Source organism: Mesorhizobium sp. 113-3-9 (assembly GCF_016756515.1).
In the GTDB taxonomy this organism is placed as follows: Bacteria; Pseudomonadota; Alphaproteobacteria; order Rhizobiales; family Rhizobiaceae; genus Mesorhizobium.
In genome coordinates this window covers 6989030-7006659 of sequence record NZ_AP023246.1, presented here as the reverse complement: position 1 = coordinate 7006659, position 17630 = coordinate 6989030, and the positions used below count along the sequence as shown (strand labels likewise).

Annotated in this window: 10 protein-coding genes and 4 pseudogenes; 6 read left to right on the top strand and 8 right to left on the bottom strand. The window is 59.1% G+C overall.

The genetic code is table 11. The features are described from left to right. Positions 1 to 2: 2 nt before the first annotated feature. On the bottom strand, positions 3 to 719 hold the full coding sequence (locus MesoLj_RS33530; RefSeq protein WP_202323990.1) for an antitoxin Xre/MbcA/ParS-like domain-containing protein: 717 nt from the start codon (positions 717 to 719) through the stop codon (positions 3 to 5). A 428-nt stretch (positions 720 to 1147) separates the two neighbouring features. Here MesoLj_RS33530 and MesoLj_RS33525 point away from each other — a divergent pair, with 428 nt between their 5' ends. The 4 genes from MesoLj_RS33525 to MesoLj_RS33510 are packed head-to-tail and all read left to right on the top strand — an operon-like array spanning position 1148 to position 4926. Then, positions 1148 to 1774: a hypothetical protein gene (locus MesoLj_RS33525; RefSeq protein WP_244730572.1), complete on the top strand. Its 627-nt coding sequence runs from the start codon at positions 1148 to 1150 to the stop codon at positions 1772 to 1774. Next, the gene (locus tag MesoLj_RS33520) at positions 1771 to 3147 is read left to right on the top strand and encodes a 7-cyano-7-deazaguanine synthase (RefSeq protein WP_202323989.1); all 1377 of its coding nucleotides are present in this window, start codon (positions 1771 to 1773) and stop codon (positions 3145 to 3147) included. The genes MesoLj_RS33525 and MesoLj_RS33520 overlap by 4 nt, the downstream gene beginning before the upstream one ends. Next, on the top strand, positions 3087 to 4337 hold the full coding sequence (locus MesoLj_RS33515; protein ID WP_342215816.1) for a helix-turn-helix domain-containing protein: 1251 nt from the start codon (positions 3087 to 3089) through the stop codon (positions 4335 to 4337). The genes MesoLj_RS33520 and MesoLj_RS33515 overlap by 61 nt, the downstream gene beginning before the upstream one ends. After that, positions 4312 to 4926, top strand: coding sequence for a hypothetical protein (locus tag MesoLj_RS33510; protein ID WP_202323987.1), 615 nt, complete (start codon positions 4312 to 4314; stop codon positions 4924 to 4926). Before MesoLj_RS33515 ends, MesoLj_RS33510 begins: the two co-directional genes overlap by 26 nt. A gap of 173 nt (positions 4927 to 5099) precedes the next feature. Here the strand turns inward: MesoLj_RS33510 and MesoLj_RS33505 are convergent, their stop codons facing one another. From MesoLj_RS33505 to MesoLj_RS33485, 5 genes and pseudogenes are all read right to left on the bottom strand, one after another. Next, positions 5100 to 5936, bottom strand: a complete 837-nt coding sequence (locus MesoLj_RS33505) for a hypothetical protein (protein WP_202323986.1) — start codon at positions 5934 to 5936, stop codon at positions 5100 to 5102. Then, entirely contained in the window at positions 5933 to 7357 is a 1425-nt protein-coding gene (gene dgt / locus MesoLj_RS33500; protein WP_202323985.1) for a dGTP triphosphohydrolase, read from the bottom strand. The genes MesoLj_RS33505 and dgt overlap by 4 nt, the downstream gene beginning before the upstream one ends. 848 nt (positions 7358 to 8205) lie before the next feature. Then, a pseudogene (locus tag MesoLj_RS33495) lies at positions 8206 to 8835 on the bottom strand (transketolase family protein); the annotation flags it as partial. A 90-nt stretch (positions 8836 to 8925) separates the two neighbouring features. Beyond that, positions 8926 to 9336, bottom strand: a complete 411-nt coding sequence (locus tag MesoLj_RS33490) for an IS1096 element passenger TnpR family protein (RefSeq protein WP_202323984.1) — start codon at positions 9334 to 9336, stop codon at positions 8926 to 8928. A gap of 172 nt (positions 9337 to 9508) precedes the next feature. Beyond that, positions 9509 to 10133: pseudogene (locus tag MesoLj_RS33485) on the bottom strand (IS6 family transposase); the annotation flags it as partial. 409 nt (positions 10134 to 10542) lie between these two features. Between MesoLj_RS33485 and MesoLj_RS33480 the strand changes: the two are divergent. After that, complete coding sequence (locus MesoLj_RS33480) at positions 10543 to 15753, top strand: Ulp1 family isopeptidase (protein WP_446720344.1); 5211 nt, start codon at positions 10543 to 10545, stop codon at positions 15751 to 15753. 46 nt (positions 15754 to 15799) lie between these two features. On the opposite strand, the pseudogene MesoLj_RS33475 reads toward MesoLj_RS33480, so the two are convergent. Together MesoLj_RS33475 and MesoLj_RS33470 are read right to left on the bottom strand one after the other, a co-directional pair. Next, positions 15800 to 16365: pseudogene (locus MesoLj_RS33475) on the bottom strand (ISKra4 family transposase); the annotation flags it as partial. A gap of 6 nt (positions 16366 to 16371) precedes the next feature. Then, a pseudogene (locus MesoLj_RS33470) lies at positions 16372 to 17233 on the bottom strand (transposase); the annotation flags it as partial. A gap of 111 nt (positions 17234 to 17344) precedes the next feature. Here MesoLj_RS33470 and MesoLj_RS33465 point away from each other — a divergent pair. Then, positions 17345 to 17620: a DUF4158 domain-containing protein gene (locus tag MesoLj_RS33465; RefSeq protein ID WP_010913953.1), complete on the top strand. Its 276-nt coding sequence runs from the start codon at positions 17345 to 17347 to the stop codon at positions 17618 to 17620. Positions 17621 to 17630: the final 10 nt, after the last annotated feature.

Genomic DNA, 17630 nt, shown 5'->3' with positions numbered 1-17630 from the left:
GATCAGCTGAAGTCACGTTCGGCGGCCGCAACAACCTCGTTCACCCGTCCAGCCTTGAGAAGGTCGAGGGGAGCGCCCCCGATGCTGGGCTTCGGCTGAATAAGCCATTGCCAGGCCGCGCGAGAATTACGGATGATGCTGGTGACTTCAGACATCCCCTTGACCGGCCGGCCGTCCACAAACTGTGCCAAGGGAAAGACATGCTTTCGTTCACCTTTCAGCAAGCCGATGACGGCTCCCCGTTTCTGCCAATCATGGAGTGTGGATCTTCTTGTTCCAAAGGCCTTCTCAATATCGCTCGGCCCTGCAACCGGCCCGGCCCAGTCTTCAAGGCGAACCGCTGTTACATATTCCGCGACCCTTCGCCGACCTTCCTCAAGATCTACTACGTTGCCGAGTCCCGCGCCGTGGCTGACCTCAACAGGCCTTTCAATGTCGAGCTTAATCAGTCTGCTGTCGCCTCGACCAGCGAGATCCGCGACCACTGTTTCCATTGCCTGGGCAAGATCCTTTTCATGGACCAGAATCTGACGCTGGTTCTCCTCCGAAAGCCGGACGGCTGCCGCAGTGACCGCAGCTACCATTTTGCTCTTGCCCTTTAGCGCCGATCGGGAGATTCCTGGATTGTGCCGTGCTAACACGTCAAGAATGTCGGCGACGGCCGCGCTACTCACATTAACGTGCACGCCTGTTCCAGATTTTCGAACTGTTGCGACCATGGCGGCCTCCATTTCTAAATGACATAGACATAGTCCGGATCGTCCGAATTGTCCAGATCGTATGGAGGCGGCTTGTCTTCTGGCTGTCGCAAGAGCCGCTCTGCATTCGCGAAAGGATGGGAGGAGCGCTATGTTGTTTAGGTGCGCACTCCGAGACATCAGAAAGGTCCTCGATGTCCTTTCACTGCCCTTGCGGCGCGGCAGGCGCAGATCGATTTTGCTGCCCAGCGCGCCCTGCGTGAGGCCGGTCTGCTTGCGTCCGCGGCACAGTATAGGGCGCCGAAAGCTTTTCGTTGCGGGCGTCTGGTCGGTCATGGCGAGCTTCCAGAGAGACTGCCGGCTTACCCGCGTGATGTGTGGCGCGGGTATCGTGACAAATCCACCTCTAGCGGTCATCGCTGATTAATACACATCGCCGCACATTGACAATGTCAGAAAAAAATATCAACATCACTGACATTGGGGAGATTCTAGTGAGTGACGGTCCGCATAAAAGCCTGCCACTGCGTCCTAAATATCGGCGTGTCGCTGAATGGGCGTACAAGCCGGCATTTTCTATCTCCGAGGTCTGCGAAGCGACCGAATCCGCGCTAGTTCAGGACGCCAATATGGAAGTGCGCGGTGTGATCAGGCAGCTGATTGACATTGTTGACGGTGGCGATCTTTTCAGCAGGCAGCCGGATGAATTGCAGCGTCAGCTGCAGGAGCTGCGCGATGATCCGACGGTGCATCCACTGGCCGCAAACGCGATCGAGTGCACCCAAATGGCCGTCCAGCAAGGCTTGCAAGGACGTGATGCGGTCCAGGACGGGATTGTCACGGCCTTGAGCGAGCGTCTGCATGCGAACGCGCGAACTACTGAGGAGCACTACCTCGTCGAGCGCGGGCCAGGCGCAAGCCGCACTATCCGCAATCGCATGGGCGAAGTCAGCGCTAGAATGAACGAGAACGGCTCGTTCGCCCGTATCGCTCGTTCGCTTTTCGGTGACAGCACGGTCGCCATCACGAGAACTCCCGCCGCGCGCAACGGTCTTGACGATGGGGTTTCCCTATGAAGGTTCTTCAAGGGGAATGCCCCGCACTCAAGGTTGCCGTTATTGAGGCCGGCGGGAAAGCCAAGGAAAGTTGGCAACCGGTCGAGATTGGCAAATTCATCATTTTCAACATGAAGGATTTGGACGACTACCGTACGAAGAATTGGGACACTCGTATCTTCGACACTTTGGTCCTGAGCGCTGCAGTTGAATATTGCGACAAGACGTGCAAGCGCTCGGCATGGGGCTGGATGCGGAAGTTCGATTTAGCTGTCCCTGTCCATGATTTGGCTCGCTGGCAAGAACCCGAGGTCATCGCGGCGCTCGTTTCCGTTTTGAAATTTCTAACTGGCGATGAGTGGAGCCTCTCTTTCTACCAGCGCCAGCGGGCGCCCGAGGAAGACGTCGGTCAGCAGAGTCGTCTGGAATTTGGTGATGCCACGCGCATAGTGACGCCGTTCAGCGATGGTTTGGATTCGCGGGCGGTGAGCGCTTTGCTTTCGGCAGGAGGGCGCCCGGATCGGTTGATCCGTATCAGGGTGGGCTCGAAAAAAGATGATCGCCCCTGTCGCGACGCTCGAAAGCTTCCATTCCTGAACATTCCCTTCAGGGTCAAACCTGGACCAGACGGCTTCAACGAGTCCTCCGCTCGGAGCCGCGGCTTCAAATTTACTCTTTTGAGCGCGATCGCAGCCTATCTGCTCGGAACTCATGACATCGTCATGCCGGAAAGCGGTCAGGGCGCGCTCGGGCCTTCGCTGGTACAAACCAGTCATGGCTACGAGGACTACAGAAACCACCCACGCTTTCTCACTAAGATGGAGCGTTTGTTCGCTGCGCTTTTTGACTACAGTGTCGCCTATCGGCTTCCGCACTTGTGGAAAACGAAGGGCGAGACGCTTCGCGAGTTCGCGGCTCTTCCCATCGAGCCGAAGGAGTGGATCGAGACGCGATCGTGCTGGCAGCAAAACCGTAATTCCTCCGTAGATCACAAGTGGCGCCACTGCGGCATCTGCGCTGCCTGTATGCTTCGCAGGCTCAGCTTTCATGCGGCCGGTGTTGACGAGCCAAAAGAGAATTACATCTGGGAGGACTTGTCAGTCCCCAAGTTTGCTCGGGGAGCTGCCAAGGATTTTAACAAAATAACGGGGGCAATGGAGCAGTATGCCATCGCCGGCGCACTGCACCTTGATCATTTGGCTGATTTGGGCTCTTCACCCGCCTATCGGAAACGCATGAGCCGTCACGCGTGGCAATTGTCCGAAGTACTGGACATGTCGCATGCGGATGCGGAAGGCCAGCTCTTGGGCCTGCTTGAACGGCATGAACTTGAATGGAAGGCATTCATGAAAGATCTCGGACCCAAATCGTTCGTCGCTCGGTGGTTGGCCTGACAGCGATGAGTGAGGCCAATAATCAGCTCTCACTAGTGGAAGTAGGTGAGAGAATTCGGATCGCGCGTGAAAGTGCGGGCAAAACCCAGGCAGAGGCTGCAGAGGCAATCGGTGTGGCACGCACTACCCTAGTTGCGATGGAAAAGGGTACGCGGCGCGCAAAGATCGGGGAGCTGCAGAGGCTGGCAGGGTTCCTAGACACGAACACCAACGCGTTGCTCCGCAAGGAAGCGGTCCACGTCGAGCTAACGCCAAGATTTAGGAAGCTGACCGAAAACGAAGAGCCATCGGTTGCGAAAGCCGCCGACCTTTTGGCGCAACTCGTAAGGGCTGAGGTTGAGCTTGAGGCTCTGCTCGGTGTCGAATATGCGCGCAACCTGCCGCCTGAAAGACGCATCCTTGTTGGCGACGTTCGCCAACAGGCAGAACAACACGCTTTGGAACTTCGCCATTGGCTCGGTCTTGGGCTTGCGCCGATCGCAGATATAGTCACTCTGCTCGAGCTGCAGATGGGTGTCCGTGTTTACGCTCGACGCCTAGCGGCGAAAATCTCCGGCTTGTTCGCCTATGATGAAAAGGTGGGTGCCTGCATACTTTTAAATGCGAACCATCCAATCGATCGGCGCACTCAGACGGCCGCACATGAGCTTGGTCATTTAGTAGCTACGCGCGGAGACGCAGAGGTCTATGAGATCGACGAACTGGAGAGTTCGCGCGAGGAAAAATATGCCAATGCCTTCGCAAGGAGCTTCTTGACGCCGGCGCAGGCTGTTCGGCAGAAATTTGCTGAAGTTACGGCGGGTGCTACGAGCCTCACTCGCCGGCACGTGATCGTTCTTGCCCACTATTTCCATGTTTCGCGCGAAGCGCTTGTCCGGCGCCTTGAAGAGCTCCAACTTACGAAAAGAGGAACTTGGGATTGGTTCGTTCAGAACGGAAACATTACGGATGAGCAAGCACAGCAAGTGTTAGGTGACGTTTCGAGGAGTGATAGCCTGAAAGACGACGCGGCCAGACCAGTGTCGCTGAAGACAGGCCTGATGGCATATGAGGCGGCAAAGCGGGGGCTCCTTAGTGAGGGGCAAATTGCACGGCTCCTTCATATCGACCGGATCCAGGTGCGCGTTTTGCTAAGTGATATTGATGCCGAGGAAAGTGGGGCCAATGCGGCGACCTCAATTCTCCGGTGATCTTCCACCGAACCTAGTTGCTGACACCAGCGTCATTATTAATCTCAATGCCACTGGCGCTGCGCATGAGATCATTCGGTCACTGAATGTCAAGCTGAGTGCAAGTACGGTCGTGAGAGATGAGCTCATCCATGATCGGATTAGCGGGCGCAATGACGCCGACCTCGCTCAACGGCTGGTACAGGATGAATTGCTGCAGTTTGCTGAGTTTGACGAAAAGAGCGGGGCGATATTTGAAAGCCTGGTCAGTGGCACCGCGGAGACGACTCTGGATGACGGTGAGGCGGCGACATTGGCCCTCGCCGTATCGTCTCAGGGATTGGCAATCATTGATGAACGCAAAGCAATTCGCATCGCCACTCATCGCTTTCCAACTCTCCAGCTGCTCGCCACGGTGGACCTTTTGCGACTTGATCGCGTCCTTTTAGCGCTCGGAAACGAACGTCTCGCAAAGGCCGTGATAAGCGGCCTGAAGGATGCACGGATGGCAATCCCGGAGCGACACCATGGTTGGATTGCAGACCTTCTTGGTGACCAGATTGTCGAGTGCCGGAGCTTGCCAGCGGCACTGCGCCGAGCACCGGCCTGATCGCTTCCCAGCTTCCGTTTGCTCTCTTTGCGGTCTCAGACAGACAGTTGGGCATCGCGAAGCAAGAGATCGTCTTCGACCATCGCGGAGAAAACGCCGAATCTTCAAGCTCTTCGGCCCGGAGCCGAGGCTGTGACTGCAGGGTTGTGGTTCGACTTCTTTCAAGACCAACTTCAAGGGTTAGTATCTGGAATCACGAAAGCCGGCCGTCCTCGCCTGCGTACCGGACCCTCGGGGTGGCTCGCCAACGCCCGGGTCGGTAGACGCGCGGTCGATACCGACTTGCACTCGAGGAGGGTCTTTCCGACACCGTGCTCGTAGAGCGCCGAAATCGCGGCATCGAGGTCCGCTCCAGACGCTAGGCCAAGACCGTTATGCGTGGCATAGTCCAGGATCTCGTTGCGGCTACGCGCAATACCCTCTGCCAGGTAGTTGGCAAGCCGAGGCGTGAGCTGCTGCCGCCAATCGAACAGGATGCGCAAGGTGCGCGCAAGCGTGCCGATGTAGTGGGGGTTGGCCTCGAGATTGATATCGACGATGCCATGCTCGATGCTCGCCCAGAATCGCTCGGACCGGGTGATCTCCAGCGTGCGGCAGTGGAACAGGACTGCATCACAATCGAAGAACGTGGTTTTGACTAGGTCAGTCAGCGAGTGGACCGCGACGTAGTCATTGCTGGCCGCCCATGTCGTCTGCAAGGCCCAGACGTCAAAGTCGAAGCGGCCATACTTCAAGCGATACCCGCCGAACCGATTACGCTCACCGCCCAATTGCCCGAGCAGCGCCGCCAATGCTCCAGGGACGGCGTCAACCACGACATCGACATCCGACCTGAAGGAATTGCGGCCGTCGCGGGCGAAATCGCGTGGCAGGCCGCCGAAGATCGCACAATCCCCGACCGGACTCAGACGGTCGATAAGATCGCCGATATCGTGCCCTTGCGGCCCTCGGATGAAGTCGGCAATGTCCGAGCTGAGACCGTGGTCCAGCATATGCTGCGATGTGGTCATGCCGCGCCCCGTGCCCGCAGATCTTTCAGCAGCGAGATCGCGAAGCCGTCCGTCATGCCCGACACCATGTCCGTCATCAGCTGCAGTTCACGATAGCGGATAGGCATGCGGTTGTCCGAAGCCTCAGCGACGCGGCGGTAATTCTCCGAAATTCGGGAATAGACATAGCTGTGAAGGGGCGATGTTCGCTTCGAGGCGATATCCAGCGGATCTTTCCGGTTGGTGATGGCTGCCCAGAAGATGTCCATGAGTCCGTGAATCGTCTGATGGCCCGTCAGTTCAACCTCAAGCACCTGGCGGTGCGGGTAGATGTGCTTGCCGGCGAATTCCTTGAGCAAACGCCATAGGCGTGCCGCTTTGGACACTGCCATCAGTTCCTTGTCGAACGTGCCGGCCATAATTGCGTCCAGGTTTGTCACGAACGCATCTGTCGCTGCGACGATCATCACACCAATCGCGTTGACCCGAAACATCTGCATTGTGATGTCGTCAAGCTCTGCCGCCGACAGGGATTTCTCACGGAATTCTTGGTGCTGCTCCTTGGCCTTCTCGACTACCTTGAGAACGGCCTCGTCCTCCTCTGCCTTGTGCGTCAGGTAGCCGACGAGACGGTCGAAATTGATGAGCCCCTTCTTCGCGGCATCTTCAACATCGACGACGGAGTAGGCGATGTCGTCACAGGCTTCCATGACGAAGGTAAGCGGGTGCCGAATACCTTCAGCAAGCCCGGTTTCAGCCCAGACTTCCCTGGCGATGTTGGCTTCTGACTGGAAGAAGTTGAACTTCTTGCGAGCCAGCACCGACTTGTTCACCTTATCTGAAGGACTGGGGTATTTCATTAGAGCCGCGAGGAACGCGTAGCTCATGTTGAGTCCGAAGTCATCGTTGACGATCTGCAGCCGGGTTAGCAGCCTGAATGCTTGAGCGTTTCCTTCGAACCGAAGGAAATCTTCGCGCAATGCGGCACCATCCAGCCCTTCAAAGATCTCTGGTCCCTTGGACTTCACCCAAGATTGGATCGCATCCTCACCTTGGTGACCAAAGGGCGGATTGCCCAGGTCGTGGGCCAGCCCGATCGCTTCTAGCAGGGCAGGGACATTACGCCCGGCATTTACGGCTTCGGGCAAATTCAACTTGTCGGGATAGACGTGGACCAGCGCGGTACCGAAGCTGCGTGCCATGTTAGCTACTTCATGGCTATGGGTCAGGCGCGTCCGCACGCTGTCATGGGGGTCCAGTGGAAAAACCTGCGTTTTGTCCTGCATGCGTCGAACAGGTGTCGAGAACAGAATGCGGTCATGATCGCGCTCCAGCTCGGTCCGGTGTTCGGCGGTTTTGGCGGAGCGCTCGGCGGCCTTGCCCTTGGCCTTATCCTTGCGCCGTTGCGCATTGAGCAACTTTTCCCAATTTAGGTCAGCCAATGTCCGTCGCCCCCCGTCTTCGCTCCGGTATCGGCTCGGTGCTACGATTCGTCAATTGGCAGAACCTTGTTGCTGGAAAAACCACGCTAACAATGATCAAGCACAAACCATCATTGGCTCTCCAGCCAATTGGCGCGTCAAGTCCTATCAGTGATGTTCTTTATTTGTTCTAAATCAGAATAATCGTAGGGTCAACGGTACCCGCCGCGCTTAGCCCATTAGTCGACTTCTTCCGCGATGTGGCCTGTCATGTTCTGGCATCGAAAGTCTGGTGGGGAATCGCAAATGGGTGATGACTCCGATAGGGTCGTCAGACGAATGGCGGCTTCTTGCTGCTGAGCCGAAAGCCGACTTCCACATGGCCCGACAGTGCCGCAATACTGATCCTTCGATACGCGAATGACTTCTGGGGCAGAGAGCAAAGACGGTGCTTTCGGGCTCGATGTTCGCGTTATGTGCTTAGAAAGTCGCATAAAGGGCAGTGTGGAACTTCAGTGCTGCCTCGGCTGCCCTGCGCGCTCGACGTTTTGGTCGATCTGTCATCGCCGAACTACAGCGGGGGCGGCCCCGTCCATAGCGTGCTGTCTTGCGATTGGTCGAGCTCGCCAAGAACATGCGAAGGGAGTACAAGACCGGGATGCGCGAGGGGAGCGTTGCTTCACGAGCCATGCTCGCCTGGCTGACGCGCGATCGCTTGCCGGAGAAAGCGTCGCAGGAGCGACGCGTCAGGGAGCATTCCCGGCGCTGACCATGCCGCGGATCGCCTTCACGCTAGAAACCGCGTTTCAGGGGCACATTGGCACCATAGGGTCAGACCCCAAGCCTGGTTACGCGTCAGGACCTCGTATCTATTTCACCCACTTGCGTACGCGGTGCACGATCTCTGATGTTGAGATCCCGTAGCGGTCGTGAAGTGTCGGTAGCGCGCCGGCGTCGAGAAATTCGTCGGGCAGTGCGATCTGGCGGAAGACAGGGGTCACGCCCTCGCGCATCAGCAGGCCAGCGACACCTTCGCCCAACCCGCCGATCATCGTGTGGTTCTCCGCAACGACCACCATCCGTCCAGCCCGGCGCGCGGCGGCAAGGATTGCGTCCGTATCGAGCGGCTTGATGGTCGGCACGTGCAGCACCGCGCAGTCGATGCGGTTCGCTTCAAGCGCCTTCGCGGCCTCCAGCACGCGCATGGTCATCAGCCCGCTGGAAATGAACAGCACATCCGCACCGTCGCGCAGCAGCCGCGCCTTGCCGATCTGGAATGTGTAATCATATTCGTCGAGCACGACGGGGACCTTGCCCCGCAACAGCCGCATGTAGACCGGCCCCTTGTAGTCCGCGATCGCCTCCGTGGCCTGTTCGATGTCGAGCGCGTCGCATGGATCGATGATCGTCAGGTTCGGCATGCCGCGGAAAATCGCGATGTCTTCCGTCGCCTGGTGGCTGGGGCCGTAGCCGGTGGTCAATCCCGGTAGCTGCGCGATCGGGCCTGCGGCCCCAGCCTTGACCGTCACTGCGCGCGGCAGCCAGAGCGAAATAGGTCGGGACGAGGAGATGGTCGCCAATCGGCCGAACTAGGAGATGGTCGAAATGAAGTAGGAGCTGGCTTGACAATCATCGCCCCATACAAGTGTAGCTCGGCCTTTGATCCGAAACAGCAATTCCTGTAATTCCCAAGCGCGGTCCGGATCATCGAGGACCGCAAGGGACCGGGTGTCGCCGATTTCCGTGATGAATTGCAATGCTGTGGCGAGATCCTCATGGAGGTCAGGCCCGAGCGCCTCGTCCCTCTGCCACATCCAGGCTTCCGGTCCACCACAATCCTCAGGCGGACAGTTGCCGTCGCCGCCCGTACACGCCGGATAGTGAGCTCCGGGTTTGACAGGCCGGCGCTGCTCTAGCCGGACCTCGTGCTCCCAAGGGAAGTTGAGGTCGTACTCGTACAGGAACCGGCTGCCGTTACGCAGTTGCGTGCGGCCAACCATGCTTCATCGGAGTATGACGCGGCGGTAGCCGGTTTTCGGTTGTGCAATAGGTTTGGCAAAATTGAGCAGCAGTGAAATCGTTAGCGAAGAATCGTGCCCTTCGTAGCGTCTAAACCTAAACAACACATGACATTTCGACGTTTGAAATCGGGAAGTAAAAGCGACAATCGTGGCGGGGAACGTTAAACAGGTTGGCGATCGGGTCGTGTACGGAAACGAAAGGCTGAAGATGTCGCGCTGACTTGAAGCGCTTCATGATCCTCTCCCGCCGCGGGCCGGGTTGATGAGAGTTCTCCGCCCGATTGTTCGGGCCCTGTGCGAGCGATGCTCGACGCTTGGCATGATCTCCCGCTTCGCCGCACCGTAGGATCGAAGCTTGTCGGTGATCATCACACGCGGCGAACGGCCTTGGCCTTCAGAAGCTTTCGCATCAAGCGCTTTGCCGCCTTGACATTGCGACGGCTTTGCACCGACACGTCGAGAACAAACCCGTCCTGATCAACGGCGCGCCAAAGCCAGTGTTTCTTTCCACCGATGGTGATGGCAACTTCATCGAGATGCCATGTGTCGCCGAGCTTGCCGGCCGATCACTTCCGGATATCATTTGGCAAAGTGTCTGCCAAATTTTTCAGCCCAAAGTCGCACGGTCTCTGGCGAGAGACGATGACGCCACGAGCTGCCGGCATATCCTCGACCATCCGCAGGCTGAGCGGAAACCGGAAATAGAGCCAAACGGCACGGGCAATCACCTGCGCCGGAAATCGGTGGCGACGATAATCACGGGAAAATCTGGTCATGCCGCCAGATCCCACATTTTGATCGATGCCCGGTTAACGTTACGGTGCCCGTCAGCTTGTCGTAAGCCAACCCGCCTAGCATGGGTCATCCAGATGACACTGAAGGTTAAGCGCCCGTCTCGCGTATCCCGTCCCTTGGCGATCAGAAACTCCACTACAGGTGAACGGCTATGGGAATTTGCATCTCCAAATCCTCCGGATCGACTCGACATGCCACATATGACACGGAAGAGTCGCAAGGCAGACAGGCGCCCTCCCGGAGCCGGCACCCTTGACGGAAGCAGAGGAGGGATTCTCCGCAGAATCTCGACTCGATGAGCCGCTGCGCGGATTGGCGCAGGACTTTGACGATACAGTTTGATGCGAGGCTAGTGTGGACCAGCGAAAAATTACATCCCGTGTAACAGCTTTGCCGCAGGTGCAGGACGCCGGCTTGGAAGAGGGGCAAGCGGTCCAGGCCCGGCAGGTGGGCTTTGAGCAGCACCTTGCCGAGGCCCGGAGGCTGTTCGATCAAGCTGACGAGTCGCCAACCAATCCAGAGGAGCTTCTGCGACTGGAACAGGGGTTCCGCGAAGTGCTTCAGCGACGGCAGGATGATCAAGTGGCCGAGGCGCTCCGGCCGCTGTTCGATGATCGAGTTGACGAGCCGCCAGCCAATCCAGAGGAGCTTCTGCGACTGGAACAGGGGTTCCGCGAAGTGCTTCAGCGACGGCAGGATGATCAAGCCGTCTCGTCTTTTTTCAGCGACCCAGGGATGCCCGCTGGACCGGGTGACCACAACAGCATCGTGACGGACGCTTTCGCAGCGGCCGGCTCTGGGCACGCCGGAGTTGAGGCCGCCGCCCCGCCAGTCTTGGCTGCCAGCCAACAGCAGATCCGGCCCTCGCCGGATGCGCTTGACCAGGGCAACCACCTGCCACCCCAGGGGGGCATCATCAACAATGAACATTCGACGGCGCCGTTGCGGCCAGCGAAGAGGCAGAGGGCCGTGGATAGGCCGCAAGCCGTCGCCATTCAGCAGCAGCTGAGCGAAATCGGCAATTCAGGCGGCCGCGTGCCGATACAGCCCCCCACGCAGCAGTTGGGTGAATTGCCATTGCAAGGGGTACCGGTTCAAGGGACAGGGTCCGAACACATCGGAAGGCTGCATGCGGTGGCCGCGCCCTCAGCAAGGTCCGAGGCGCCCCCGGCTGCGATCGAGGACTCCATAAACGTTTCGTTCGCCGTCCCCAAAGACTTTTCCCATGGGACTCAACGCGTCCCAGACGCGATGCTCCCTTTCTTGGACCGCCCTGGCCCCTTGCCGGATGCTGGCCAAGCGCGGCAAGCGGGCTTTGAGCAGCACGTGGCCGAGCCGCGCCGAGCCGACCCGGTTGCGAGTGGCGCCCGTGCTTCCCGCTATCACCATCTGTCCGACGAACACCGGGACCTTATTGATAGAGCGATCGCCCACTCCCAGGAAAAATATAGCGAGACCACGGCCCGAAAATACACGTTTGCACTTAGCCGGTTGGCGAATGATCTCAGCGCTCGTGGCCAAGCAATCGATCTAAGAAATCACAAATCCCTGGTCGATCACGTCGGTGCTTTCTTTCCGAAAGACGTTGATATGAAGAGCGCTTTGAAGGCCCTGCGTGCGTATCATGAGCCGGGCTATTCAGCGACTGCTGGCGGCCCTGCTGCCAGCTATCCCCATCTGTCCGCCGAACACCGGGACGTTATTGACAAGGCGATCGACCGCGCTGCGGCTCAGCAAAACCAGAGCGCGGACACGCTGCGAATATACTCGAATGCGCTTCGCCGATTGGCGAATGATCTCGGCGCTCGTGGCCAAGCGACTGATCTAAAAAATCACCAATCCCTGGTCGATCACCTCGATACTTTCTTTCCGAATGACCAGAACATTAAAACGGCGTTGAACGTCCTACGTGCGTATCATGATCCGGGCAATGCAGCGACTGGCTGGTGGCCAGCGGCGGTGCCGTCAAAGGCAGATGCGCGTATCCTGGAAAAATTAAGCAGTGACAGCGGGTTGGCCTTAAGCACCCGTGTCGTCTATGGTCGTCTTCTTCGCAGATTTTCTGAGGAGCTCGAGAGTCGGGGCCAGACGATCTCTGGGCTGGATCACAATTCGCGGACCGAACTCGCCGAGGCGTTGTTTCCAGGCAACAAGAAACTCCGCTTGGCGCTGCAGCGGGTTCACAATGCGGAGGTTCCCGAGGCCTTGCGGCCGCTGTTCGATAATCGAGCTGACAAGCCGCCAACCAATCCAGAGGAGCTTCTGCGACTGGAACAGGGGTTCCGCGAAGTGCTTCAGCAGCGGCAGGGTGATCAAGCCGCCTCGTCTTTGTTCGGCAACCCAGGGATGCCCGCTGGACCGGAGGATCCTAACAGAAGCGTGTCGGACGCTTTCGCAAGCTCTGGGCACGCCGGAGTTGAGGCCGCCGCCCCGCCAGTCTTGGCTGCCAGCCAACAGCAGATCCGGCCCTGGCCGGATGCGTTTGACCAAGGCAACCACCTGCCACCCGAGCGGGTGATCATCAACAATGAACATGACACAGCGCTGTTGCGGCCAGCGGAGAGGCAGAGGGCCCTGAATACGCCGCAAGCCGCCGCCATTCAGCAGCCGCTGAGCGAAATCGGCAATTCAGGCGGCCGCGTGCCGATGCAGCCCCCCACGCAGCAGTTGGGTGAATTGCCATTGGAAGGGGTACCGGTTCAACGGACAGGGTCCGAACACATCGGAAGGCTGCATGCGGAGGCCGCGCCCTCCGCAAGGGCTGAGGCACCCCCCGCTGCCATCGAGAACTCCATAAACGTCTCATTCGCCGTCCCCAAAGGCTTCTCCCATGGGACTCAACGCGTCCCAGACGCGATGCTCCCTTTCTTGGACCGCCCTGGCCCCTTGCCGGATGCTGGCCAAGCGCGGCAAGCGGGCTTTGAGCAGCACGTGGCCGAGCCGCGCCGAGCCGAACCTGTCGCGAGTGGCGCCCGTGCCACCGGCTATCGCCATTTGTCCGACGAACACCGCGACCTTATCGATAAGGCGATCGCCCACGCCGCGGCTCAGCAAAAATATAGCGAGAGCACGGTCCTAAAATACAGGTATGCACTTCGCCGATTGGCAAATGATCTCGGCGCTCGTGGCCAAGCGACTGATCTAAAAAATCACCAATCCCTGGTCGATCACCTCGATGCTTTCTTTCCGAAAAACGATGATATGAAGAGGGCGTTGAACGTCCTGCGTGCCTATCATGAGCCGGGCTATTCAGCGACTGTTGGTGCCCCGGCTAACCGCTATCCCCACTTGTCCGACGAACACCGGGACGTGATTGATAAGGCGATCGCCCATGCTGAGGCTCAGCAACACCATAGGGCGCCGACGCTCCGAATATACTCGAATGCGCTTCGCCGATTGGCGAATGATCTCGGTGCTCGTGGCCAAGCGACTGATCTAAAAAATCACCAATCCCTGGTCGATCACCTCAATACCTTCTTTCCGAAAGACACTGACATAAGGGATATAAGGCCGGCGTTGAACGTCCTGCGTGCGTATCATGAGCCGGGCTATTCAGCGACTGGCCGGTGGCCAGTGACGGTGCCTTCAAAGGCAGATGCGCATGTCTTGGAACAAGTGACCAGTGACAGCAGCTTGGCCCCAAGCACCCGTGTTGTCTATGGTCATAGTCTTCGCAGATTTTCTGAGGCGCTTGACAGGCGGGGCCGGACGATCTCTGGGCTGGATCATGATTCGCGGATCGAATTCGCCGAGGTGTTGTTTCCAGGCAACCATTATCTCCGCTGGGCGCTTGAACGGGTTCGCGATGCGAAGCCTGCGTCAGACAGGATCGTGGCGGACGCTTTGGCAGCGGCCGGCTCTGGGCACGCCGGAGTTGAGGCCGCCGCCCCGCCAGTCTTGGCTGCCAGCCAACAGCAGATCCGGCCCTGGCCGGATGCGCTTGACCAGGGCAACCTCCTGCCACCCGAGCGGTTCATCATCAACAATGAACATTCGACGGCGCCGTTGCGGCCGGCGGAGAGGCAGAGGGCCCTGAATACGCCGCAAGCCGCCGCCATTCAGCAGCAGCCGAGCGAAATCGGCAATTCAGGCGGCCGCATGCCGATGCAGCCCCCCATGCGGCAATTGGGTGAATTGCCATTGCAAGGGGTACCGGTTCAAGGGACAGGGTCCGAACACATCGGAAGGCTGCATGCGGGGGCCGCGCCCTCAGCAAGGTCCGAGGCGCCCCCGGCTGCGATCGAGGACTCCATAAATGTTTCGTTCGCCGTGCCCAAAGGCTTCTCCCATGGGACTCAACGCGTCCCAGAGGCGATGCTCTCTTCCTTGTACCATTATGGCCTCTTGCCGGACGCGGACAAGCCGGAATGGAACTACGAGATTAAAGGCCACGGCTACACCGCCCGGAGGCCAGAGGAGGGCAACGACGTTTGGCTCCTCCATCGCGGAGCGATAAGGGAAGCTGGAGCGGCAGCAGTACCGGCAAGGGCTCCGGGACCCGCCTTGCCAGCGACCGCCAGGCTCTCAGACACCCATCTCGGGGTTCCGTTGGTCGATCTGACCACCTCCTCCGATGCACACATCGAAGCCCTTCCGTCAGGCTCGTCCAATCTCCCCCGGGGGGCGGTGCTCGGGGCCACCCAACTGCTGGGCGACGAACATATCCAGAGGGATTACGAATTCCTCGAGCAGCAGCTGCAGCAGGCCGATCCAGCGCTCGCCGCCCGGACGCGGCTGGTCGATCCGTCGGTCTCCCATCTGCTGCGCCACATGGAGCAGCAAGACGCGCGAGGCACATTGCAGTCGATTTATAATCGAAACGCCGGCCCATCCGACTTCCTGTTCGTGCCAGTGAACGATGGGGTGGGTATTGACCGCGGCACCCATTGGTCGCTGCTCCTCGTAGATCGCCGCGATCCGGAAAGAGCGGTCGCCTATCACTACGACTCCATCCAGCAAAATGAACAGCGATACAACGACGCGCCTGCACGAAAGCTCGCTACAAGACTGGACGCGACCCTGGTAACACCCGACATGGCGCAGCAGAAAAACGCTGTTGACTGCGGCGTCTTCGTGGTGGACGGCACGCGCGAGCTGGTTCGTCGATTGGCGAACGAAGAGCGGCCAGACCAGCAGCTGCCGCTGCACCTCAACTACCTCGTCGCCGATCGGCAGGCGCTGCAAAACCGACTGAGAGAGGGGCGCTTGCCGCACGAGCTTGCCGCAAGCCCTGCCGAAGCTTTGGCAGCACCCGGGTCGCAGGTGCAACACGCCGCCTTGCAAGAGCAGCAAGCCAGACAGGTCGCGCCAGCGCCGTTGGAACGGCACTTGGGCAAGACGCGCGAGGCCGAGGACAAGCTGACGAGTACACTGGACAGGAGCAACCGCGTGAACAGCGGGGGCGTCGTCATCAACACTGAACGTTACACAGCGCCGTTGAGACCGGCGAAAAGGCAGAGGACTGACAATTCGCAAAGCCTCGCCATCGGGCGGCAGCCGAGCGAAGCAAACACAACGTCCATCGGCCAAGCCTCCGATCAAGCCCGAGCGGACCTAATGGCTTCCTCCAGAAGCAGAGAGCGCTCCGACGCGGGACGTTGAGCTCGATGGCTGGGATGAACCAGAACAGCTCTTTGCCGACGGAGAGGCTGATGCGATCTCCGGCCCGGTAGCTCTCGCCGTAATTGATCAGGCTGGCACTGTTGGAAGGCGATGTAGGCCTGGAACTCGCCGATTGGGGGTCAGGAACTTGCGCATGTTCGGCTAGCCTGTGTCGAGACTTTCCGCGTCGAGCTGCAGCTCGGCGATTTCGTCACAGATGCCATTTGATCCTGCGCAAGGTTGCAAGCAGGTCCTGTCCGGTCTGCTCGTCGTGGTTGTCGAGCCCTTGCACGAACTGGCGAAAAACCGTGATGCGCATGGTGATATGGAACCAGTCGAGGACATGCTCGCGCCGGTGCGATCATTTCCGCGAGCGAGCGGACTTCTTCCCCCCGTCGGTGATTAAGGTAATATCCTGATTGGCCCGGACGCCCTGCTTCTTGAGATGGTCGAGAATGCGCCGTTGCAGCTCGCGATCATAGCCGTGGACGAAACCGATGTAGCGCGGAGCGCCGTCTTCAGGCAGCGAGCGGCCTACGATCAGCTCGAATTTTCTTCCGGTCGTCACGGTGGCGGATGTACTCGGGAACCGGGCAGGTTCATCCAGTCGCGCGGGCTGCCGTACATTGCGCGCTTGAGGGTCTTGAGGCGGTTGATCTGACCTTCGGCCTGTCCGTTGCTCCAGGGCAGCTCGATGGCGTTGTTGTCGGAATGATGTCGGAGTCGATTGCATCGTCGATCTAGGGGGCCAGTGTTTCCGACCTCCTGCTCCGAAGGATACCGTTGAAGCGCATTGCCAAGGCGTCGCATCTCGGCGAATGCGTCAGATCCCTGCTTCAGGGCATCGACTTTCCTTGCTTGTCGAGGCGTCAGCAGGCCTCTTGGCTTTATGTACAGCGCCGCGGCAACAACTGGCGAAATCGCGTGGCCGGTATCCGGATCTCGAACGGGTCCCGAGCTGATCGCCATCGAAGGAACATCATCGGCGCGCACTCTTTCGGCCCGCCGCCAAGCTCCCAGCAGTCGCTCCAGATTGGAGAAGCTGCCGGTGTAGCCGCGCTGCTTGACATCATGAAAAAGATGCCGTCCGCAGCGGTTCCCTTACTTCCAGCATTGGGCAAGGAACGTTTCAAAGCACCATGGTGATGTGGGGTTCAATGCTGCTCGCCGCCTATCTGGTAGGATAGACCCTCCTGGCGTAAGGACTATGCGCGAGACGGGCACGCCGGCGATGTGTCGCAGCGTCGACAATAGCGTCCTCGGACAGGATGGGTCTTCCTGAAGCACGTCCACTAAGGCTCATCTGTTCCTCGATTGCCGTACGAAGATTCTGGACCAGATGAAACCGGTCGGCCACCTGGTGAGCCTGCGGTGCGCCTTCACGGACGGCCTGCGCATACAGGCGGCAGCGGTCTCGGCTGACGACCTCGACGGAGGGATGATTCCGCAGCCACCTGGCTGCGCTATCGACACTCCGATCATGGCCTAATCGGCCCTGCGATTTTGGCCAAGTTGTGGAACGTTGCCGGAACGGATTGACCGGTATGGCGTCGGCGCTTGAGAATTCACTCTTGGAAGAGGGAGTGGATGTATGGGTTTGCGCGTTTCGCTCGAGGTGTTGACCGGGGCGTGGAGCCTCTCTTTTGCCGACATCGACTTTTTGAAGGTCAAGGCGGCCGGGTCGAGGCTTGGACTGGCGGTTCAACTGAAGTTCTTCGCCGCGAACGGATATTTCACCACCGCGGCGGCTGAGGCCCCCGATGACGCGGTTTCGTATCTGGCCGAGCAGCTTGGCGTCAGCAAGGCAGATCTCTGCCGGTATGATTTTTCGGGGCGTTCAGGGCGGCGCCATTGCGCCGAGATTTAGCGCCATCTTG